The sequence below is a fragment of the Chroococcidiopsis thermalis PCC 7203 genome, from assembly GCF_000317125.1.
Taxonomy (GTDB): Bacteria; Cyanobacteriota; Cyanobacteriia; order Cyanobacteriales; family Chroococcidiopsidaceae; genus Chroococcidiopsis; species Chroococcidiopsis thermalis.
In genome coordinates this window covers 5,195,901-5,217,539 of sequence record NC_019695.1, presented here as the reverse complement: position 1 = coordinate 5,217,539, position 21,639 = coordinate 5,195,901, and the positions used below count along the sequence as shown (strand labels likewise).

The window sequence follows — 21,639 nt, the reverse complement described above, 5'->3', positions numbered from 1 at the left end:
GATCGCTCCTAAAACTGAAAGTATATAAATGTATCAGTGCTGCCAGCATCGAGAAGAGTCAGTGCTAGTAGTATTCCTAAAACTAAATCCATACCACTTTTTAATGAAATATTTTTTAGTAGTTTATGATTAGAAAAATATTTATAAGTTAAGAAATAAAATGAGTGCGAGATAATAACTGGTAAAGCAAATAAAGTAGTAGGAACGATGAGGTCGAGAGACAACCTTTGATGAATATTTCTAGTTAAAGTAATGAAAAAATCTATTGCAGCATCAAAATTAACTAATTTGAAGAATATCCAACCTATTGAAACAAAGCTAAAGATCAGAAACCAACGAATTAAATCTAATAAGAATTGCTGCCAAAAAGAATTTGACCGAGCTTGTATTTCTTTTGATGTTTGGTTGACACCTAGTAATCTTTCTACAGCTAATCCGCAACCGTGGAAAATACCCCATACTGCATAGTTCCATGTTGCTCCATGCCACAGTCCGCCTAGTGTCATAACGACTATCAAGTTGATATAGGTTCTAATTTTACCTTTTCTATTCCCTCCCAAAGGAAAGTATAAATAGTCTCTTAGCCATGTTGATAATGAAATGTGCCAGCGTCTCCAAAATTCTGACAGCGAGAGAGATACATAAGGAAAATTAAAGTTTTGTGGTAGTCTATAACCTAGAGCCGCAGCTAGACCTATGGCTATTAATGAGTAACCAGCAAAATCTGCAAATATCTGTATTGAGTAGCCAACTAATAGAACTATATTTGTCATAGTTCCTAAGCTTTGATAGTAAGGAAAGCTAATCCAGTACGTGTAATCCTTTAAATTGTCAGCTATTACCATTTTTAAATAATAGCCAATTATCAGCGATCGCAAAACATCGTACCAAGGTATATTCTTCAAAAATTTTGGTTGAATTTGAGCATAAAAGTCACTTGCTCTTGAAATAGGTCCTGAAATTAAGCTGGGAAAGAAAGTCATAAACAATGACGTGCTAAGAAGATGATGCCTGAAACTGATTTTTTTGCTATAACTTCCTCTTAAAACGAAACTTTGTTCTCTAGTAAGATCGACTAGTAAACCAATAGATAAAAATGTGTAAAAAGATAAACCAATAGGTACTGGTAGATCGGATAGCAAGGTGATAATGCTATCGGTCAAAACATTTGATATATGAAAAGTAGTAGTAATAAAATTAGTTATAAGTATGCCGTATTTAAAAAAACCTAAAATAAGCAAGTTTCCTACTATGCCTAAAGTCATCCAAAGGCGTTTTTTGCGTTTGTTCAATAAGTTGATTATTTGAAAACTAGCAATCGCGTTAATGCTAATTGATAGCGCTAGCAATCCAGTAAGCCATGAGGAGTTCCATCCGTAGAAAATGAAACTTCCAGCAATGATGATTATGGGTTGCTGTTTTTGAAAAAACGGCAAGTAATAAATTATAGAAGTAATTAAAAAGAAAATAGCAAATTCTGGGCTTGTAAATAACATGGCTTGTTATTTTTTGACTAAGGTTTGAATAGTTTAGTAACTAGTAATTAGGTGTTGAAGATCGTCAGTCGTGAAAAATTTGATCCACAGCTTGATGCTAATCGGAACTGATAATATTGGTCTATTGGCGATCGCTAAATGATTCGTGCAAGCTTTCAGCGGGGCGATCGCTCGTTAATGGTTCATTCTCAAACTTAGTTTTCTTGAATAGGTCTGAGAACAATACCTTCAAAAAAAGTGGTATAGAGTTTATCTGGAGTCGTCCGTCCTGCGGTCAACTCAAGGCGAAAAGTATGCTGACCTTGAGATAACTCTACAACACCAAGTTCTTGATAAAGTTCTGGACCACCCGTAGCTGCCATCTCCTCTGGTTTGACCAATTCATTCTTAGTTTGTGTCTGCCGATTGACACGCCAATAGCTTTTAAGTGGAGCTGTAACTTGTGTCTTCTGACCTCCATCAATACTCCATGCAAACGGTGATGTCCAACGATACTTCTCAAGTAGGGAGTTTGTGGTTATGCCCGTAAACAGTAATTGGTAACGTCCAGGCTTAGGCACGTTAATCGGGATCTCGACTGAGTATCCTTCTGGACTGGGTTCGCTGCTTGCAAATATTTGCAGAAAAGGTTGCCAGAAGTCACTCGCAGGTGGAGGATTGTGCTTTCCAGGTTGAGCCAACATCCATTCCTTTGTCCATTTACCTGTTTTGGCTAAAAATACGTACTGTAAAGGATCGGATTTCTCTCGCGGTAGGCTGTACTTGGCTATTTTAATTTTACTTGCATCTCGGATGAAAGTCGTTTGGTCGATTGGTAGAGTGACCTCACCATTCTTAAGCTTTAGGGGTTTGCTGCGACCCATGGCATCAATAAGCTGAGGAGTTTTATCTGGTAAAGGTGTTACTGCATATGTGACACTTCCACCACTCAAACCAGCTTGTAAGACTTTCCATGTTGCGATCGCCTCGTTGCCTTTTTGAAAGACGTAAATTTGCGCGGATGGGCGATCTATGCTTTCCACTACCTGCGCATTACCGATAATATGCGCCGCTACTGAGTAAGTAATTCCATCTGGGAGCGGCGTTAAGTCGCGATCTACAAGTGCAGCAAAGCTATCGTAATTCGTGCCAAATCGTTTGTGGAAGAAATGAAATTGCCGTGCATATCCTTCCTTCATCCCTCTAAGACTAACTAAAGTTGGATCTTCCGTTCCCCAGATGGGACGTTCCGCTGGCACGCCGTGTTTTGAGAGTAAGGCTTTATAAGGGGCTAAGTCATTAGTGTGAAAAGAAAAGACATCGATGAGAGGAGCTACGCCTTGCTTTAGCACTCGATCTAGAAAGGACACGCCATGACTAGTAAAACCAGATGCAACAATTTGAGCTTTCGGGTTAGCAGATTTCACTGCTCTGGCAGTTTGCCGGATCAGTTCGGCAAATTCCTCTGGTGTTCCTAACCAAAAGTTATTAGCATCTGGTTCGTTCCAGATTTCCCAAAATTGAATTTCTTGCTTAAACTCCCGCGCAGTTTTCTCCACAAGTTGATTCCATAACTGATAGTCTCTCGGCTTTACACGCGCCCATACTGCTGCACCTTCGCCTGTTTCTTGGGTTTCCTGTGGACGAGAAGACAATTCGCGAGGCATTTCTGCAAACTCGCCCATAACGCTAATCCCTTCCCGATGCAGAGCCTGAGCTATTCCTTTCCACTTGCTAAAACTAACTGAAACCTGCGAATCATTTTTGTTGGCACTAAGCAAGGGACACAAAGTATGCAGTTTCAGAAAATCAGCTTTTGCAACGATTTTTTGAAAAAAGTTGTCAGACTCTGTTTTATCTGTTGGCTGAAGTTGATTTGAAGAGGCAGAGATTTTTAAATCCCGCGCTTGAGCTGAGGTCGGCTTAACTTGTAGATTTTCATAAGACCAATGCCAAAAGTTGAGGCGACTCCAAGCAGCACCCAGTAGTCGGTGGCTGCGAGCTAAAGCGGCTGCTTTAGCAGGATCGTTTTCTCCATCATAAGGAATTGTAAACAAACCCCAGCGAGAGTCAGGGTTAACTGGACTAGGATCGAACACCACCCCAACTCTGGTTTTAGCCTCAACTTTTGACTGCCCTGCGCGGGCTGAAACTGTCAAGTAATACAATCCACGACTAGGTAGTTGAAGATGCAACGGAATCCCTTTAAGTGGATCGACCTGAGATCGTAATGGAATCTTAGCATTGCTAGTCCAAGAACCATTATGCTCCCGGATCTTATACTCTACAACGTCAGGCTTATTTCCTGAAACTTGAATCATTAAGTCAACTGGCTGAGACTCAATAAATAAGTTACCAGGTTGTTTTGAACTCACCCTAACTTGAAAAGCATCAGACGTACTAACAGCATCATTAAAAGTAGAAAGAACCACTGTTGCTGTACATGCGATCGCCAGGACAACATGGAAAAGGACGGCTCTTTTGGCAGAAGGTTTAAGCAATCTCATCTGTCTATAGGTGAAACTAGATGGAACCTAAGTTGGAAAATCTCTTGGAATACGATGTATTCTTCCAAGTCATCTGAGAATCTAGCAGCCTGTGTGTTCTTACTGTCTCACGACTGAATTCTAGAAAATTCCTCTACCTGCTAAATTAGGGTTAGTTGTAAAACCCCGCTCTAGATTGTCCTGGGAAGTCCCGTCATATACAGTGTACCTACTGTTACACTCCTTAGACTCATTAATTATGGCTCCAATAACGTTCAGCTTACTTAAGGCTTCTAAAGATTGATTGAGGTCAAATCGAGTCACGCGATTGAGGCGTTCGACTACCACAGTACCACTACAGAGTGATGCAACAATGCTGGCATCCGCCAATCCCAATATAGGAGGAGCATCTACGAGTACCAAATCGTAAGATTGTTCAAAAGACTCGATTAGATGCTTCATGCGATGAGAGCTTAATAGCTTAACTATATCTGTTGGTGTTGGTCCTGCCGTCAAAACATCCAGTGAAGGTTGCACAGATTGAATGCAATCCCGCTCCCGTACATCTGCTTCTTCAGTCAATAGTGTAGATAACCCTCGATCGTTAGATAGATTCAGTAGTTTGTGAATATTGGAGCGTCGTAGATCCGCATCAATTAGGAGAACTCGCCGTTGTAAACGGGCTACACTCAGTGCCATACCCGCAGCCAGTGTTGACTTACCCTCACCAGTCAGTGCTGAAGTTAGTAACAAAGACTTGAAGGATAGGGGCGAGCCTAAGATTTGAATGTTTTGATATATCAGATCCATCGACTCGCGGAAAGGAAACCAGTTTAATGCTTGTATTCGTTGAGAGGTTAAACTTTGCTGTTTGAAGAAAGGTAGAGCGATCGACGGCTTCTTAAGCTCAAAGTTTGGTAATTTTGGTGTAATACCTAATACAGGTAGGGAACTCAGTTTCTGTAGTTCGTCGCAAGAGTGAATTGTATCATCGAGTGCTTCAAGAAGAAAGGCAGCTCCAATACCCAAAACTAAACCAAATACTGCCCCTGATACCAAAAGCATTATTCTGCCAGTTCCCATGTATACGCCAGGTTCGGGATCTCGGATGATTTGCCAGTTAAATCCGCCCTGCGCAATTTTAATCCCCAAATTTTGTTGCGTCTGGAGAAGTTGCTCCAGGGTTTTTCGATTGATCGCAATTTCTGGCATGAGACGGTTGTACTCTGCTAATAGTTGTGGGTATTTAAGCAGAGTAGAGCGCAGTTGCTGTTCCGATTTAGCAAGGCTTTGGTCGCGGGCACTCAAACCAAACCAAACTACCTGTGCATCAACCAAGGCATCAACTAGCTTCCGGTCAGAATCGCCAAGCTGTAGTTGTTTGGGCAGAGATTTTTCTGTGGTACTTAGTTGGGCAGGTAATCGATCCGCAGAGCGCCCTGCTTCCGTACGTAATAGACCAATTAGGTTTTGACGCTGCTTGAGTAAATCTTGAACTTTGGGGTAATCGTCTCTGTATTGCACCCGCAGCTTTTCTAAAGTGACATCTAGTGCTTGAATTTCATCCAGTAATGACTGATAACGAGGAGATTGGCTGAGACGAGAGGCAATGAGTGCTTGTTGTGGCGATCGACTTATTTGCTGCTGTAGCTTATTGTAGCGAGCTTGTTGATCCTGAAACTGGGCGCGAATTGTTCGTCGCTCGCTCTCGACAGCCGCCAGTGCATCCAACAAATTTTTTGCCTGTACTTCTGGGTCGAGTAGTTTATTTTGCTTGCGAAAATTTTCTAGGTTCGCCTCAGCCTGTGACACATCTTTTCGGATTTTGGGCAATTGCTCGTTAACAAAAGCAAGTCCATTGGTTAGGCGTAATTTTTGCTGTTCTAAATTATAAATTTGATAGACATTTTGTAGTGCTTGAAGAACTTTTTGACTCTTAATAGGGTCTCCTGCTACAAAAGTTACTTCAAAAACTTGACTGAGTGTTTGCAAAGTTTTTGTTCCGCTTTCTACTTGAGTTACTTTTAGCGGTGATTGTTTAACTTTCGCTGGTTTGCCGTTGATCTCTTCTACTGTAATATTAGGGTACTCAGGACGAAGTAGTTCCACAGCCCTCTCTACGAGCTTTGGACTTGTCATCACGCTAAGTTGCGCCGTGTAGTCAACTTTAAGATTTGAGTCAGTAAAATCACTCTCCTCTACTCCTCCTTGTGCATTACTGTTTTGTCCCTGGTAAAGATTAGAGCTGACTAGCAACTGCATAGAACTCTGATATGTCGGCTTTGCCATCAGTGCCAGAAAGCTTGAGGCGGACAGAGGAATGCAGAAAAGACTTAAGATCAAAAGGCGGCGACGCAGTAAAACTGTAAATAGTTGCCGAAGATCGGTTGCATTGGCTCTATTCTCTACTCTATGCTCTACGGACAGTCGCTCGTTATCTAGACTAGTATCAGCCATCACTAATTCCTTCAGTGTTAAATGTTTTAACAGATGCTTTCAAGTACGTGGTTGGAGTGAGGTGCAGAGAGAACGAATTATCGTTAAGTTGAAAGCAGTGCGAAAAAGAAGATTTTGTCTCACTGCGCCGATAAGATTGGTTTGCTGACATTAAAATGATAGTTGCAAGAATTGGCGATCGCAATAGCGTATTTCGGAAGCTAAAAATACTAAAAATCGCGATCGGGCAACTTCATTATTTCTGTTAAAGACTAACTTATCTTATCTAAGGTAGCTAAAATGTATTCGGAATATTTTCTTGAAAACCTCATACTGCAACAGAAGTCAGCTAGTCAGATATGCATGACTCAAACAACTATGACTTACCTGAATGTTACTATCCTTTTTAACTTACTTTAAATAATAGCAAACAATAGCAAAATAAAAAAGTTAATTTGTAAAAATAAATGTATTGTTAATCGAGCTTGACTGGATTAGTGTATTAGCAGGTCGAGCCTCGAAACTTCATCGTTAGTATTAATTGATTTGTACATCAATCTATCTAATTGTTTTGTTATCTCAAACAAATAATATATTTATGTCCGCCTCGGGTTAGAGACATATATCTTCTATAGCAATCCTATTTGATTCATGAACGTGGAGCAGGCTTCTAGCCTGCCGCAGGCTAGAAGCCTACTTTACAAATCATTTAGAACTACTATAGATAGATTAATTTTTTATGCCACTTATTATGCATCATAGTATACATATAAGTCATACCCCTACTAACTCCGCACGACACCAGCTTGCAAAAGAGCTAATGCCCTGTTCCAAACTCACAGTTGGATCGAATCCTAAAGTACTTAATTTTGTTGTATCTGCTTTCCAATAAAGCGGTACACCTGTGGGTACAACTCCGTCAAACTCCGGATTACAGTCGTAGCACAGTGTATCTAGAACTAGACTTACTAACTCTGCAATAGTCACCTCACGACCGCTACCAATATTATAAACTTCACCCTGCATAGAGCCAGTAGTGGCAATAACAAATAAAGCCGCAGCGATATCAATAGCATGAATAAAATCACGGCTTTCTCGACCCGTTCCTTGTAACGTTGGCGACCTTTGCGTAATGATTTTTTGAAAAATATCCCAGACTACCTGTCGTCGTAAACCAGGACCGTAAGCTGAAAAAATTCTAGCGCTAGCAGTTGGTAAACCATAAACATTGGTAAACTCTAAACACAATTGTTCGCACTGCCATTTATGAAATCCATATGGTGAAACTGGCAGAGGAGAATGAGATTCACTCACAGGTAGTGACTGCGGATTTCCATAAACTGCTGCACTCGATAAAAAGATAAACCGACAATCTGGAGCATTAAGACGCAAAGTATTAAGTAGCTCAAATGTCACTCCTGTATTAGCGTAGAAGTCTTTAGCTGGATCTGTAACAGATAAATTAACGGAGGCGCTACCAGCACAATGAATGCAAACTTGAGGCGAGTGTTTTTGTAACAAATCGCCTAATGCCATATCTGGCAGATGAATTTGGTAATAGGCTGATAAGTTGAGTAGGGAAGCATGTTTAACAGAAGAAGTATCGATACCGATAACAGTCCAACCTTGCCTTAAAAAGTAACGGGAGACGTATCGACCAATGAAGCCGGCAGCGCCTGTTACTAAAACCGATCTCGATTGAGTAACCATTGGTTGATAACAACCTCAATTAGATAAAAAAAATAATGACTTCGACAGGTCATTTTCTGACTACTTTAGTTATGGGAAGAAATCATTTCATGCCGAATCGTGGCAATATCCTCGATCGCATACGTACCACTACAGTTAGGTGAAGTTTGACCTATAGCTCTTAAGTCGGCTTCTACCATTAAGGCTACTAATTGCTCAAATGTTATTAAAGGTTTCCAGCCCAGTTGTTGTTGTGCCTTGGTAGAATCTCCAATCAACAAGTCTACTTCCGCTGGTCTGAGGTAGCGATCGTCAAATTCCACATAACGCTGCCAATCCAGATTGACATAACTAAAAGCGAGATCGAGGAACTCCTTCACCGAGTGGGTTTCACCGGTTGCAATGACGTAATCATCTGCATGTGGATGCTGTAACATCATCCACATGGCTCTGACGTAATCCTTGGCATAGCCCCAATCTCTTTTAGCATCTAGATTGCCCAAGTAGAGAACTTTTTGCTTACCAGCGACAATCCGAGCGATCGCGCGTGTAATCTTGCGAGTGACGAAAGTTTCTCCTCGTCGCGGGCTTTCATGGTTAAACAATATGCCGTTACAAGCAAATAGCCCATATGATTCGCGATAGTTGATTGTTTGCCAGTGGGCGTAAACTTTAGCACAGGCATAGGGGCTACGTGGATAAAATGGTGTGGTTTCCTTTTGCGGTACTTCCTGCACAAAACCAAACATTTCTGAAGATCCTGCCTGGTAGAACCGTACCTGAATTCCAGTTCTATGCTGGTAGTCGCGAATCGCTTCCAACAAGCGTAGCGTTCCCATTCCCACCGAATCTACAGTATATTCTGGCGAGTCAAAACTCACCCGCACGTGGGATTGAGAGCCTAAATTATAAATTTCTATTGGTTGAACTTCTTCTAAAATGCGACGTAATGTAGTGCCATCAGTTAAGTCTCCATAGTGCAAAAATAACTGCGCTCCCTTCTGGTGCGGATCTTCGTAGATGTGATCGATTCGGTCAGTATTAAATGTAGAGGTTCTACGAATAATACCATGCACTTCATAGCCCTGCTCTAGCAAAAACTCACTGAGGTAAGAGCCATCTTGTCCTGTGATGCCAGTAATTAACGCGCGCTTTTGTTTTTGCATCCTCAGTACCTTTTATATCTTTAATCTAAATCTGTAAGTTATTACGTTAGTCGAGTTAATTTCTAGCAACTGAAGCAGTAGAAAGTAACTGCTCCCTGAGCTGAGCCTCATCATAAGGTTGTTTTCTAGCTCTGCACTGTCTAACCATACGCCTCAGAGCCTTTTCTGCCTGTTTGAGCTGTTGTGTAGTATGTTCTTCTGGACGAGATTTTTCAGATAATTTAGCAAATTCATCTGCCCATGGGGTGAAAACTAACCATGATACAAACCATGATATCGGTAGTACTTCTTCTATTGCTAGCGAGGTGCTATCTTCACTCGCGTGCGTTGCTAATACGCACAACATTGCAACCTTGAGGAGTAGGTCGTTAGAGCGAGGTTGTGATAAAAAATCTAAAACTTCTGAACAAATAGCTAAGTGTAGTTCGATATTAAGTTTACTAACACGCCTAGCAACTTTTAAAAAATGATTTTTTTGCTCTTTTGCATCAGGAGAAGGATTTAGTAAAGTGGCTCTGTCAAGAACGCTTGGAGATCTCTCCACAAGCAGTTTAGCAGTTTTGAGAATCTGTTGTTTATTTTCCTTAACGTATCGCTTAAAGAGTTTTAGCCTTGGCGACCAATGTTTGGGAAAACCCTCTTTTTGTAAAAGATTTTTATACATATTAAACGAAGGACTATAAGCACCAAAGACCTCCCAAAACCACATATTTAAGAGCTTTTCTCGTTGACCCCTGGCGATCGAAGCACGATGCTCGATCTCTGTTTTATCGTAACGACTGACGCGCAAATGGCATAATTGAGCTGTGGCTGGATCGATCGCTTTTCTATGAACAAATGCAGCACTTATGTTAACGATTTTTCCATTCTGGAGTTGTCGTTGATAAGTATTTCGGAGGATAACAGGTTCCTGACATTCTGGGCAATGAAGACCTAATAATAAAAAATCATCATAACTACATTCTTCTGCTGCCACTAATTGACCACCATACCGGATTGAGCTTGCAAGTTTCATAAAGATTATCCTTTCTTTTTTTAGGTCGGTAAGTTATTCTTCTTTCATTCAGTACTAACAAACTGACGTTAGGATAAAAGGTTTAGGCTACAAGCGGGAAAAAGCAAGAACTATACTGAATGCTTCAAGACTAAACGTTTACTAAAAGCTTTTTAATAATTTTTTTAGTAAGCCTAAAATTAAGCTTTGAGTCTACCGTGCTAGCAACTTTATAGATCTTGTATTGGCGTTCCCAAGATGTTTTCTCATTCTTGGAAAACATGATTTTCAACCATCGATGAATTCTCGTTTCGCAGACTTGCTCGACAACCTCTTTCGGGCAGTCTATATTAGCTAAAATATAACGTACAATCTGATAGCTTTCCTCTGCAAAGACCCCATTTCTACTAGCTTCATATCTTACTGTTTCTGAATGGGCGCGGTAATAGTTAAGCGTTTCTGCTATGAAAGCGATATCAGAAACTAGAAGCATTTTTACCCACAGCAACCAATCTCCACAGAGCCGCAAAGATTCGTCTGCGTATCCTACTTTTTCGTATATACTACGCCTGATCAAAACTGCACTAGCGTTATGAATTATGTTTTCAAAAATTAGGTATTTACTACATTCATCTATTCCATTATTTACAAAATCTTTCTCCCATCGTTCCTTGTCGGGGAAATAGAGTAAATCCTTACTATTAAATATAGAGCGATCGCGCTCATCAATAAACCATGACAAGCAATAGGCTAACCCAACTGTAGGATTATTATCTAGCTTGTCAACCAGCTCTGCAAGCAGTCGTTTATCTGCGTAATCGTCTGACTCGGCAATCCAAATATACTCTCCCTGTGCTAAACGAATTCCTTTATTCCATTGTTTAAATGGAGAGCCACTATTCGTTTGATTGTAAATTGCTCGAATCCTAGAGTTGTTAGCAAATTTTGCAAATACCTCATTACTATTATCTGTAGAAGCATCATCTAAATAAATAATTTCAAAATCTTGATAAGTTTGATCTAAGACACTTTGGATGCGTTGTTCGAGAAACTGAGCATGATTATAATTTGGAATAATAACGCTTACTTTAGGCATGTTTCTCTTAATAAGGAGGTTGTAAAGTCAGTTTTCCTATCTCTCAGTGCCATTCGAGTAGCTTCTAAATAAGCATGTCCCCATTTTTGACAAGGTTCAAGATGATTACCCTCAGCCCACTCATTCCAAGCATTGATAAAAACAATTTTCTCGGTAGAGTAGTTATTGACTAAAGTTTTGTCAACAATCGTTCTTAACCAAGACTCGTAAACTTGAGGTGTAGAATTTTGAAAAATTATTGCACCAGCTTGACGGCGTGCAGTATTGTCCCATGATGGTGTAACGCAGGAAAATCGCTGATAGCTTGGATTTGGCTTCGCAAGCATATGTTGAACAACAGTAGAGTAATCATATATGTTGTGAGTTCCATAAGCTTGATGGGCTAGTCCTAACTTTCTAGCTAGATGCCAAAACCTACCTTTTTGCAGAGGTAAACCTAGTTGAGTCCAGTCTGGTTGAAACTCCACAGATGCATCAAAGCCAATCAATCCTGGATTTTCTTGTTCGCTAGCAAAACTTTCGACTCTACAGAGGAAAATTTCTCCAACACCAAGTCTTTTTGCCTCCTCACGCCAAACTTTTACGGTTTGCTTCGGATTTGGTAATTTAGTAGCTCGATACACTAAAAATAAAGGCTTACCATCAACTTTGATATATCGAGGATCTGAGAATGCCTTAGCAAGCCACTGCATGTGTAGCCTATCGTCTTCCTCGCTGTAAACTTGCTTGAATAGCAAATTCTGCTCTTTACCATCCCATCTTCTCGTCCAATTTTCGTTCGCCCAACAAAGGCAAAAAGGAAAATCTGGTTTTCCAGAATTTAGAACATCATTGAAAGGGCGTTCTAATAAACGCTTGCCATTGAACCAGTAGTGATAATAACAAAAGCCATAAATTCCATACTCTTTAGCTAAGTCTGCTTGAGCCTGACGAGTCTCAGATAGACGCAAATCATAAAAGCCCAAATCGGCAGGCAAATGAGGCTGATAATGCTCTGAGAATAAAGGTTTAGCTTTAGTGACGTTAGTCCACTCAGTAAATCCCTTACCCCACCATTCATCATTTTCTGGGATAGGGTGATACTGAGGAAGGTAAAAAGCAATTAGGCGAGCTTGCATATCACAGCTAAAAATAATAAATTTTGTTAAATCAATACTATTTGTTCAAATTGTCAGAACAATTAGTTGGAGCTAAACCAGTAAGTAAGCTGTTTTGGATGAATTCAACAGAGTATGGTGAAAATTGAGTTTGAAAAACTTAATTAATAACATTTTTTATGACGCTAGCCTTCTAGGTTCCATGAGCTAGATGCACTGACTTCATTACTATCGCAAATCCGATTGAATTCAAGATTTTACAATAACTCGTAAGTCTTCTACAGATGCGCAATTTATTTGAATTTGCCGAGCATCATGAATAACATAAAGCATTCGCTATGTTTGCCTTCTTCATTGGCAAAAAAATAAAGAGTGCTGTTTGAGTAAACACATTCTATTATTTCCCTCTCTATAAAGGTTGTCGATACAGGAAAGTTCAGGAACGGTTCCAGAGTTTATAAAATTTTATTGCCTGTAGCAGAAAGAACAATTATCTATAACTTTAGAGAGAGCATTCACTATGAACTGAGAAGTTTAAGTATAACTAGTTTTCTATTTCAGAATTATTGAATTCTAGATTCCATAGTAATCGCACCTCCTTGCAAATCCCAATATTCTTTTTTAATTGTTTATGTACCTTCGCGCTCCCTCACAAAAAAGATACGTACTTGAACAAAAACCGCAGTTCTCTATTTGAGCCAATATTAGTAATTTAGCGATCGCAACAACAACAATGTAATAAATAGTTTTTATTCTATGAACTTACTATTCACTTGATAATACTATTATCCGACTACTATAAGATACCTGAACTTTCCCCACTGGACAGTAGTTAATAGACTCCGCATATTTAAAATTAGTAGTTTGTTTATATGAAGAGCTGTTCCTTAAATAAAATCCATACTTCAATGCAACATCAATAGCTCTGGCATTTTTTAATTCTGAGAGAAGGAGAATACTATGGCTTCAACTCAGCTATCTTCTGAATTGCAAGAACTATCATCTACTACTGAGATAGTTACTTTTAACTATGCTGAACTAGACAGTGAAACGCGAGCCGCTATTCAGCAAAATACCACTGAGATCAAAAGTTTAATGCGTCGTACCTCTCAAGATATTATTCATATCGGACAAAAGTTGAGAGCAGTTAAGCAACAGCTAGAACATGGACGTTTCCGAAAGTGGCTAAAAGCTGAATTTGATTGGAGTGTCTCTGCTTCAACCAAATTCATCCAAGTCAGCGAACAGTTTAAATGTGTAAATTTTACCCATTTAAATATTGCTAATTCTGCCCTCTATCTTCTGGCTGCTCCTTCTACGCCTGAAGTAGCTCGTCAAGAGGCTCTCCGTCGCGCTAGTTCAGGAGAGACAATAACTTACTCTAAAGCTAAGGTAATTACTCAAAAATATAAAAAAGTAATCCAACCTGAACCCGAATCAACTACAATTGACATTGAAGCTAAAACTTTAGAAAAAGATCGGTCTTCAGCAGTAAGTTTTTCACAGCAACCTACTTCTGTTTCTATCGTACCTACATCTAATTTACTAATAGATGAGCAAGAACTACAGTCTGAAAGCCATACCTCAGAACCAATCATGTATGGTCAATCGCTGTTTCAAAACTCGAATGAAAATCATTTGAGTTACACCGTAGCTAATGCTAACCTCTCTACAATCTCATTATTAGCTAATAATAATACTGACGTGCTTTGTCAGATTTTTATTAATCATATAGAGCGTCTGACTGACGCTCAAATTCTTTCTGTTTGGTATGCGATCGCCGAGCGCGTTCCTTCAGAGCTTCGGATGTTAAACAATTAGCCTGATATTGAATTGAACCACTTGGTCTAAAATGTTAGGTAGTAGCTATTTCTATGAGCTACTGCATATTTAGTTTGAAAAAATAGGTTTTGCTTTTATCGTTTACAATGTTTTTTTAATTAGCTCTTTAAATTTAAACTCAAACAAAATAAATCCAATATTTTATTAACCTATATTACTTTTAAACAAGCCGTGAATTTAACAATATATTTACTGTGGCAATCCTATTTGATTCATGAACGTGGAGCAGGCTTCCAGCCTGCCGCAGGCTAGAAGCATACTTTATAAATCATTTAGAACTGCTATAGTTATTCAACTTATATTTCTAGTGTAAATGAAATTACTATCTCGTGTACGCATAGTAATTTCATTTGAGTTAAAGGTGATAAATGTTGAAATATAATAACCGATCGCAAAAGACAAGGATGACAACGAGTATTTTCCTTCAAAGTAAAGTACTCCTTGTCATCAACACATATCCTTATTCAACTATACTCTTTTATGCTTGAAAAGCACTGTGAACAAGATCGAAACATTCCACCTATTTACTGTCCCTATTGTAATCGACGGTTATGGTATATGGGAAAACATAAATTATTTCTGTTTCCTATGAGTAACTCAGGCGATCGACAACAAATTATTGAGAGTAATTCTACCGTGGCAGAATTAGTGTGTGGAGAACATGGTAAGTTTTTTGTAGAACTTCAAGAATAAGATAAGTTCTATTACTTATAGATAGTTTTATAGGCTTCTCAACCAATTGCAAAGTGAATAATATATTGTCAGCGTACTTACCCAATATCAACTATTAAATCTTTCAATTAGATGTTCGTAATTCAAATAGAACCGCCATATATTCATAGCGTTGCTTATCCTTCATAAAATATCAGAACTTTTCCATATCAACAAAGTCTGAGCTTAACAGCTATCATAAGCGTAACGTTTCCCCAAACTTTAAAAATAAAATTTTTCGAGCGTATATATGTATATCAAGTATAGTATAGATAAATCTATCCTGATTAGCGATCGCAATTTTTTAACCTTTAACTGAAAACTCGTTTGATTCACAAGCAACTAAAATGATTGTAGTAGGTTAATAATGAGAATTGGATTTGTTTCTCGATGGAATTTAGCAGATCCAGAGATTCGCCGCCGAGCATTTTCTGGGATTATATGGCATGTTCTTAAAGAATTTGAAGCTCAAGGAGATCGAGTTGAATATATTGGTCCAGTTCAACAGAACTTAATAGCTAAGTCTGTGAACACTGGGATTAAAGTACTTAATCGGTTAAAAGTGTTTAGCCCACATGTCTATGGTAAATACCATCCTGTGATTCTAGAGCAAATGGCGCGGCAGGCAGAGCAGCTAGTTGCCGATCGAAAAATAGATGTTTTGCTCGCTCAAGATTCTACTGTGATGGCTTACTTTCCGCCTAGTATTCCACTTGTCTATTGGCGAGATGCTAACTTTGCTGACATACAAGACGCTTACAAAGTATACTCAAATCTTCATCCCCTCAGCGTTGAGTGGGCTCATAAGCACGAACGTAAGGCGATGAATCGTGCAGACTTAAATATATTCTCCTCTGAATGTTCGTATAAAACTGCGACTTCAACTTACGGTATTCCATCTGCCAAAGTCGCAGTAGTACCGTTTGGTGCAAACCATGATTTTGTAGTGAGTTCAGAAGATACTGAGCGTTATATCACTGGCAGATCGCGCGATTTGTGCCGCTTACTATTTATTGGTATTGAGTGGGAACGCAAAGGTGGTGATACAGCTATTGAGATTTGTCGTATTCTCAATCAGAGGGGCATTCCTACGACGTTGGATATTATCGGTTCAGACTTCGCAGTCGATCCAGCAATCAGTCATAAAGTTCGCATTCACGGACGGGTAGATAAGTTTACCAGTGAAGGCAGTACAAAGTTGCAGCATCTACTCGAACAATCTCACTTTTTGGTTCATCCAGCGCGTGCAGAGGCTTACGGTTGCGTTCTATGTGAAGCTTGTTCATTTGGTATTCCTTGCGTTACGAGTTCCGTGGGTGGTATTCCCACCATTATTAAAAACGGAAAAAATGGTGTGTCTTTTCCAGCAAGCACGCCCGCTTCTACATATGCTACATACATTGAAGAGACTTTTCGCAATTTCGATCTGTATATTCGGCTAGCAAAAGCTACACGCTCAGAATACCAAGAGCGTTTAAATTGGCAGGTTGCAGTAGCCAAAGCTAGAGAACTTATAACTGAGATGCTGGAGAGAAAACAAGATTTGTCTACACCTTCTGAAAAGGTTGAACTGTGTACTGACAATACACTTATCATGCCTGGAGTAGGCTACAAAATTATTAGGAATTGAGATATGGCAAACCTTTCTACCATAAAACATCTATACCAGTCTAATCGGTTGTATCACCCAGCTCGAACATTATATTGGCGATTGCTAAAACAAGAGCGTCTAGTAAAATTTCATCAAGAAGTCACCTTCTACTCTCAGCTATTAGAACCCGACAGCCTATGCTTCGATATCGGTGCAAACATTGGAGAGAAGACAGAAGCACTTTTCAAAGCCGGTATGAGAGTGGTAGCATTTGAACCACAACCTAACTGTATGAAAGAACTTGCGGCACGATGCAGTCGCTATCGTAGCAAATTAGCCAAATGTGAATGCGCCGTTGGTGCAGAACCTGGAATTACTGAATTGTACGTTCATACTCACCACGCTCACTCAAGCCTAGACCAGAATTGGACAGTAAGTGAGGTTGTATCTAGTATTTATGTACCTGTAGTGACTCTCGATCGCGCGATCGCTAAATTTGGCAAACCACGATACTGCAAGATCGATGTTGAGGGATGGGAGTATGAAGTTTTAAAGGGATTAACACAACCAATACCGCTAATTTCATTTGAATACCATCTTCAGCAAGATAATATTGATAAAACCCTTGCCTGTATTGACTACTTGTCGCACCTTGGAGAATTACATATTAACATTACGCCAGCAGAAACGTTACTGTTTACATTTCAAGAATGGTTACCCGTCAAAGAATTTCTTAAGTCTTTTCCTAATAGTTTTCGTTCTCGCCAGGAATACAATTATGGAGATATTTTTGTGAAAATGCAATAGGTATAGGTAAAGACAGAATTAATTCAATAGAAGCTCTGGCTTTAGCGTTCGTTATTTTCTCATTTTGTTCGGCGCGAACAGTGTGTTTTTTTGAACAAAATTTAGCAATCTTTACAACTTAGAGATGAATGTCATTCAAGTCTCTTAGGACTGAACTTTATGGTATCGACATCATTCACTCTCCAGAATAGCATGTAAACAACATCTAAAGCCATCCAATATTGAAAAAAGTTTACTTTCGACTAACTCAAGAAGAGATTAAAACTTAGAGCGAGAAATTGAAAAGCTAATCTAGAATTCTAGCTAATTTATATATAAAACAAGGGGTAAACAGCCGCAGATGACTCGATTAGTTAACCAAAAATTGTCTAAGGTAGTTTACAAGCCCGATAGCCAACTGAGAAATCCGGTTCGGCTATGTCAAGAGATGGCGCGAGATCTACTTGCTTCTCGGGAACTAGCATGGCAGTTAATGGTGCGAGACATTAGCGCTCAATATCGCCAGTCCTTACTTGGAATCTGCTGGGCTGTAATTCCACCTATTATCACAGCTTTGGGCTTCACTTTTGCTAACAATACCAATATCGTAAATATTGGAGCAACAGACATGCCTTATCCAGCTTACGTGATGTTTAGTATGACCCTTTGGCAGACATTCGTAGAAGCACTAACTAGCCCTATTCAAGCAGTTACTAGTGCAAAGCAAATGTTGGTTAAAATTAATTTTCCGCGAGAAGCACTAATTCTAGCTAAACTAGGTCAGATATTTTTTAGTTTTGCTATTAAGTTAATTTTAATTATAACGTTGTTTTTGTGGTATCAGATCCCAGTAAGTTGGACTGCGATCTTAGCGCCAGTAGCATTAATTCACTTAGTCATACTAGGAACATGTTTCGGTTTGCTACTAGCACCTCTAGGAGTTTTATATAACGACATTCTCAAAGGGATTACTTACATTACTGGCTTTTGGCTATTTTTAACGCCAGTAGTTTATCCACTTCCTAACGGAGGAGGATTAGCAACACTTGTACAACTGAATCCAGTCACTCCTTTACTAGTAACGACGCGGGAGTTAACGACAACAGGTGTGGTATCAAATCCATTTGGATTTTGGCTTGTCAGTCTTCTTGCCATCATAGGATTGCTCTTAGGGTGGCTAGTATATCGTTTAGCAATGCCTTTTGTAGTTGAGAGAATAAGTTCTTAAAAGAAATTAAATTTTCGAGAAGCAGAATTTTAAGTACTTAAATCGATCGATCTACCTCTTGCTAAAAACTCATTCTACCAATTAGAAATATTATTTTATGATTAAAGTACTGACACAACGTTCCTTCCCTGTTTCAATACTAAATATTTTCAGCAGACGTAACACATTAAAAGTCACTACCTTGTCGAAAGCCTCACAGTCAAGGCAAGAATCAAACCAATGGCTTAAGTGTCATGCAGCAAATATTGAGGGTTGTGTTCTTTCTATTGGCAGCGATACTGACGAAGATAATGACGGAGGACGGTATCGAGATTATTTCCAGAAATGCTCGTCATATACCACGTCAGAAGCCACTTCTGAGTTCAATGTCGATCTGGTACTTGACGTGCGATCGATGCCGCAAATTCAGAATAACACATTTGATTGCGTGTTCTGCTCTGGTGTACTTGAACATGTTGATGACTATCTTGCTGGTTTAAAGGAGATAACTAGAATTCTCCGCTCGGGAGGTATTTTGTTACTCGGTTTGCCTTTTCGACAAGCAATTCATATGGCTCCAAATGATTACTGGCGTTTCACCGAGCATGGTCTGAGATATCTGCTGCGAGATGATTACGAAATTCTCGAACTCAAGTCAATAGATAATTCTGTGCCTAATTTTCCAGCTGCATACTGGCTAAAAGCGAAGAAGCGATGAGTTAGATATTTGTATATATTTTATCAGACTGTTAGATGCACTTACTTCAGCTTTTTTCTTGATTATAGTTAGTAGGAGGATAACTTTTTAATGACAATTAGTATTGCTAGCCAGGAAACATCAGAACAACAATTGGATAATGAGGTAGTTCTTTCAGTTGAAGGAGTTTCCAAAAAATTTTGCCGAGACTTGAAGCGATCGCTGCTTTATGCAGTACAAGATATTGCTACTGAGTTAGTAGGGATACGACAAAAGAGCGAAAAACTAAGACGTGACGAGTTTTGGGCACTTAAAGATGTTAGCTTTCAGTTACGACGCGGAGAAGCACTAGGCTTAGTAGGACCAAATGGCAGTGGGAAATCCACGCTACTACGAATTATTAGTGGTTTAATTAAGCCAGACAGTGGATTTGTGGAAATCAAGGGTCGAATAGCACCACTGATTGCGCTGGGAGCAGGGTTTAACCCAATACTGACAGGGCGAGAGAATATCTATGCCAATATGTCTATTTTAGGTTTGTCTAAGAAAGAAATCGACGAGCGATTTGAGGCTGTTTTAGATTTTGCAGAGATTGGTGCTGCAATTGATGCTCCAGTGCAGACTTATAGTTCGGGAATGGCTGCAAGATTAGGGTTTGCTTGTGCGATTTACACGGAACCTGACATTCTCCTGATTGACGAAGTGCTGGCAGTAGGAGATATAAAGTTTAGGGCTAAATGTTACCGTAGACTAGCTAAGCTACGCGAACAAGGAACATCTTTCATTCTAGTATCACACAACCCGCATTCAATCTTGTCTATTTGTGACAGAGCTATGTATTTATCCAAAGGTAATTTGATAGCAACAGGTAACACTGATTTAGTCATGAATAGATACGAGCAAGATCTATTTTTGAATGGATTAGAAAAATCTTCAGGATTAATGCTTTTATCAGAGAAAGCTGGGAATTCAGAATCTGATTTATATATCATATACTTATGTTTTAAGGATAAAGAAGAAAATATTCTTGATTATCCTATTACTGGTGAACCTACTTATTTTTGTGTGGGATGTAAAGTATCCAAAAAACTTAATGATTTAAGTTTAGCTATATTAATTACAGAAATGTCTGGAGAAAATGATATTGTATTAAATTTGTCGGCATACATGGATGATTGCCCATTACAAATAGATGATAAAAATACTGAAATTCAACTTCAGATGCCTTATCTAGGTTTAAAACCTGGTGTTTACAGTATGAAGGTTCATATTGCTCAAAACTCCCTTACACTTTTTGATGCGATCGAGTCCTTCAGATTTACAGTGAAAGGGAATAAAAGTATGAATCAGTGTTCATTTTACCAGCCGCGGGCATGGAAAGTTACTAATAAATTAAGTTACACCCAGTTGGTTTAAAAAAATGATGGGAAAAACCTTAAAAAAATTAATCTCTACCCCTTTTAGAAATATGCATAAGCAGCAAGCAAATGATTTTGACTTGCCGCAAGCTACAATATCTAGTTCTCATATTAAACAGTTAATTGCACAAGCTAATGAAGGCTTGTTTACTTTTGATGTTCGTGACAAAGCGGTAGGGTGGAGAATTGCACTTGAAGGTGTTTGGGAAGAATCAGAAACCAACTTTATAAAAACGATTGTTAGAGAAGGTGACTTTGCAATTGATGTAGGAGCAAATCTAGGTTGGTACACAATTACGCTTGCTAACTTAGTAGGTAAAGATGGTTTTATACTTGCTTTTGAGCCTAATCCTAGAAATCATCATCTTTTACTAGAAAATATCCGTCTTAACCAAGTAGAAAATCAAGTTAAAACGTATCAATCTGCTCTTTTAGATTCAAAGTCTACTGTAAGCTTTGAGTTATCCGAATCAAATTTTGGAGACCATAGAGTTAGGTTTCGTCACTTTAACTCTAAAGAAGTAGAAAAGTATAATGAAAGCTCTCGTTCAGTTATAACTGTTGAGGCAATTACCTTAGATGAGATTCTTGCGGATAATCTCGAAAAAAATAAAGTAGTAAGATTGATGAAGCTCGATTGCCAAGGTTCTGAAGTAGCAATTCTGAGAGGAGCGCACAAGACATTAGAAAAAATAGAATATTTAGTTACAGAGTATTGGCCTTATGGTATCCGTAGAGCGGGTTATGAACCTAGTAATTTTATTCAAATCGTCAAAAGTAGTTTCACTAGCTTTGCTGAAGTACCAAAGAGGAATGAAGTATTTTATAGCAATTTCAAGCCTATATCGGAGTTCGATGCCCATATAAAAACAGAATTTGGAGCTGATGAAACAACAAGTACAAAGGTCACTGATTATATATTTAGAAAGTAGCTTAATTATTTGCTAA

16 protein-coding genes are annotated in these 21,639 nt (G+C 39.0%); 8 read left to right on the top strand and 8 right to left on the bottom strand.

The window, feature by feature from the left end:
• Nucleotides 1-8: 8 nt before the first annotated feature.
• From CHRO_RS22675 to CHRO_RS22640, 8 genes are all read right to left on the bottom strand, one after another.
• Nucleotides 9-1,496 carry an MBOAT family O-acyltransferase gene (locus tag CHRO_RS22675; protein ID WP_015156565.1) on the bottom strand — a complete coding sequence of 496 codons (1,488 nt, stop codon included), beginning with the start codon at nucleotides 1,494-1,496 and terminating at the stop codon, nucleotides 9-11.
• A gap of 194 nt (nucleotides 1,497-1,690) precedes the next feature.
• Nucleotides 1,691-3,982, bottom strand: a complete 2,292-nt coding sequence (locus CHRO_RS22670) for a GH39 family glycosyl hydrolase (RefSeq protein WP_015156564.1) — start codon at nucleotides 3,980-3,982, stop codon at nucleotides 1,691-1,693.
• 120 nt (nucleotides 3,983-4,102) lie between these two features.
• Nucleotides 4,103-6,418: a GumC family protein gene (locus CHRO_RS22665; RefSeq protein ID WP_015156563.1), complete on the bottom strand. Its 2,316-nt coding sequence runs from the start codon at nucleotides 6,416-6,418 to the stop codon at nucleotides 4,103-4,105.
• Nucleotides 6,419-7,171: 753 nt separating this feature from the next.
• Entirely contained in the window at nucleotides 7,172-8,107 is a 936-nt protein-coding gene (locus CHRO_RS22660; RefSeq protein ID WP_015156562.1) for an NAD-dependent epimerase/dehydratase family protein, read from the bottom strand.
• A gap of 65 nt (nucleotides 8,108-8,172) precedes the next feature.
• Nucleotides 8,173-9,252, bottom strand: a complete 1,080-nt coding sequence (gene gmd, locus CHRO_RS22655) for a GDP-mannose 4,6-dehydratase (protein ID WP_015156561.1) — start codon at nucleotides 9,250-9,252, stop codon at nucleotides 8,173-8,175.
• Nucleotides 9,253-9,307: 55 nt separating this feature from the next.
• Complete coding sequence (locus CHRO_RS22650) at nucleotides 9,308-10,267, bottom strand: hypothetical protein (RefSeq protein ID WP_015156560.1); 960 nt, start codon at nucleotides 10,265-10,267, stop codon at nucleotides 9,308-9,310.
• A 130-nt stretch (nucleotides 10,268-10,397) separates the two neighbouring features.
• A complete protein-coding gene (locus CHRO_RS22645) occupies nucleotides 10,398-11,342 on the bottom strand; it encodes a glycosyltransferase family 2 protein (protein ID WP_015156559.1) in 945 nt (314 codons plus the stop codon).
• On the bottom strand, nucleotides 11,330-12,460 hold the full coding sequence (locus tag CHRO_RS22640; protein ID WP_015156558.1) for a glycoside hydrolase family 99-like domain-containing protein: 1,131 nt from the start codon (nucleotides 12,458-12,460) through the stop codon (nucleotides 11,330-11,332). Before CHRO_RS22640 ends, CHRO_RS22645 begins: the two co-directional genes overlap by 13 nt.
• Before the next feature lie 939 nt (nucleotides 12,461-13,399).
• Between CHRO_RS22640 and CHRO_RS29975 the strand changes: the two genes are divergently transcribed.
• From CHRO_RS29975 to CHRO_RS22605, 8 genes are all read left to right on the top strand, one after another.
• The gene (locus CHRO_RS29975) at nucleotides 13,400-14,260 is read left to right on the top strand and encodes a DUF3102 domain-containing protein (RefSeq protein WP_015156557.1); all 861 of its coding nucleotides are present in this window, start codon (nucleotides 13,400-13,402) and stop codon (nucleotides 14,258-14,260) included.
• 579 nt (nucleotides 14,261-14,839) lie between these two features.
• A complete protein-coding gene (locus CHRO_RS34545; RefSeq protein ID WP_281168603.1) occupies nucleotides 14,840-14,974 on the top strand; it encodes a hypothetical protein in 135 nt (44 codons plus the stop codon).
• A gap of 385 nt (nucleotides 14,975-15,359) precedes the next feature.
• On the top strand, nucleotides 15,360-16,622 hold the full coding sequence (locus tag CHRO_RS22630; RefSeq protein ID WP_015156555.1) for a glycosyltransferase family 4 protein: 1,263 nt from the start codon (nucleotides 15,360-15,362) through the stop codon (nucleotides 16,620-16,622).
• A 3-nt stretch (nucleotides 16,623-16,625) separates the two neighbouring features.
• Entirely contained in the window at nucleotides 16,626-17,390 is a 765-nt protein-coding gene (locus CHRO_RS29970) for an FkbM family methyltransferase (protein ID WP_015156554.1), read from the top strand.
• Between the two features lie 340 nt (nucleotides 17,391-17,730).
• On the top strand, nucleotides 17,731-18,597 hold the full coding sequence (locus CHRO_RS22620; protein WP_015156553.1) for an ABC transporter permease: 867 nt from the start codon (nucleotides 17,731-17,733) through the stop codon (nucleotides 18,595-18,597).
• 97 nt (nucleotides 18,598-18,694) lie between these two features.
• Nucleotides 18,695-19,294, top strand: coding sequence for a class I SAM-dependent methyltransferase (locus CHRO_RS29965; protein WP_015156552.1), 600 nt, complete (start codon nucleotides 18,695-18,697; stop codon nucleotides 19,292-19,294).
• A 90-nt stretch (nucleotides 19,295-19,384) separates the two neighbouring features.
• Nucleotides 19,385-20,689 carry an ABC transporter ATP-binding protein gene (locus CHRO_RS22610; RefSeq protein WP_015156551.1) on the top strand — a complete coding sequence of 435 codons (1,305 nt, stop codon included), beginning with the start codon at nucleotides 19,385-19,387 and terminating at the stop codon, nucleotides 20,687-20,689.
• A gap of 4 nt (nucleotides 20,690-20,693) precedes the next feature.
• Entirely contained in the window at nucleotides 20,694-21,623 is a 930-nt protein-coding gene (locus CHRO_RS22605; protein WP_015156550.1) for an FkbM family methyltransferase, read from the top strand.
• Nucleotides 21,624-21,639 lie beyond the last annotated feature (16 nt).

Coding starts and splice junctions, on each gene's coding strand:
- CHRO_RS22660 (WP_015156562.1), bottom strand. CDS start 8,107: ATGGTTACTCAATCGAGATCGGTTTTAGTAACAGGCGCTGCCGGCTTC.
- CHRO_RS22630 (WP_015156555.1), top strand. CDS start 15,360: ATGAGAATTGGATTTGTTTCTCGATGGAATTTAGCAGATCCAGAGATT.
- CHRO_RS22650 (WP_015156560.1), bottom strand. CDS start 10,267: ATGAAACTTGCAAGCTCAATCCGGTATGGTGGTCAATTAGTGGCAGCA.
- CHRO_RS29965 (WP_015156552.1), top strand. CDS start 18,695: ATGATTAAAGTACTGACACAACGTTCCTTCCCTGTTTCAATACTAAAT.
- CHRO_RS22675 (WP_015156565.1), bottom strand. CDS start 1,496: ATGTTATTTACAAGCCCAGAATTTGCTATTTTCTTTTTAATTACTTCT.
- CHRO_RS34545 (WP_281168603.1), top strand. CDS start 14,840: ATGGGAAAACATAAATTATTTCTGTTTCCTATGAGTAACTCAGGCGAT.
- CHRO_RS22610 (WP_015156551.1), top strand. CDS start 19,385: ATGACAATTAGTATTGCTAGCCAGGAAACATCAGAACAACAATTGGAT.
- CHRO_RS22665 (WP_015156563.1), bottom strand. CDS start 6,418: ATGGCTGATACTAGTCTAGATAACGAGCGACTGTCCGTAGAGCATAGA.
- CHRO_RS29975 (WP_015156557.1), top strand. CDS start 13,400: ATGGCTTCAACTCAGCTATCTTCTGAATTGCAAGAACTATCATCTACT.
- gmd (WP_015156561.1), bottom strand. CDS start 9,252: ATGCAAAAACAAAAGCGCGCGTTAATTACTGGCATCACAGGACAAGAT.
- CHRO_RS22645 (WP_015156559.1), bottom strand. CDS start 11,342: ATGCCTAAAGTAAGCGTTATTATTCCAAATTATAATCATGCTCAGTTT.
- CHRO_RS22620 (WP_015156553.1), top strand. CDS start 17,731: ATGACTCGATTAGTTAACCAAAAATTGTCTAAGGTAGTTTACAAGCCC.
- CHRO_RS22640 (WP_015156558.1), bottom strand. CDS start 12,460: ATGCAAGCTCGCCTAATTGCTTTTTACCTTCCTCAGTATCACCCTATC.
- CHRO_RS22605 (WP_015156550.1), top strand. CDS start 20,694: ATGATGGGAAAAACCTTAAAAAAATTAATCTCTACCCCTTTTAGAAAT.
- CHRO_RS22670 (WP_015156564.1), bottom strand. CDS start 3,982: ATGAGATTGCTTAAACCTTCTGCCAAAAGAGCCGTCCTTTTCCATGTT.
- CHRO_RS29970 (WP_015156554.1), top strand. CDS start 16,626: ATGGCAAACCTTTCTACCATAAAACATCTATACCAGTCTAATCGGTTG.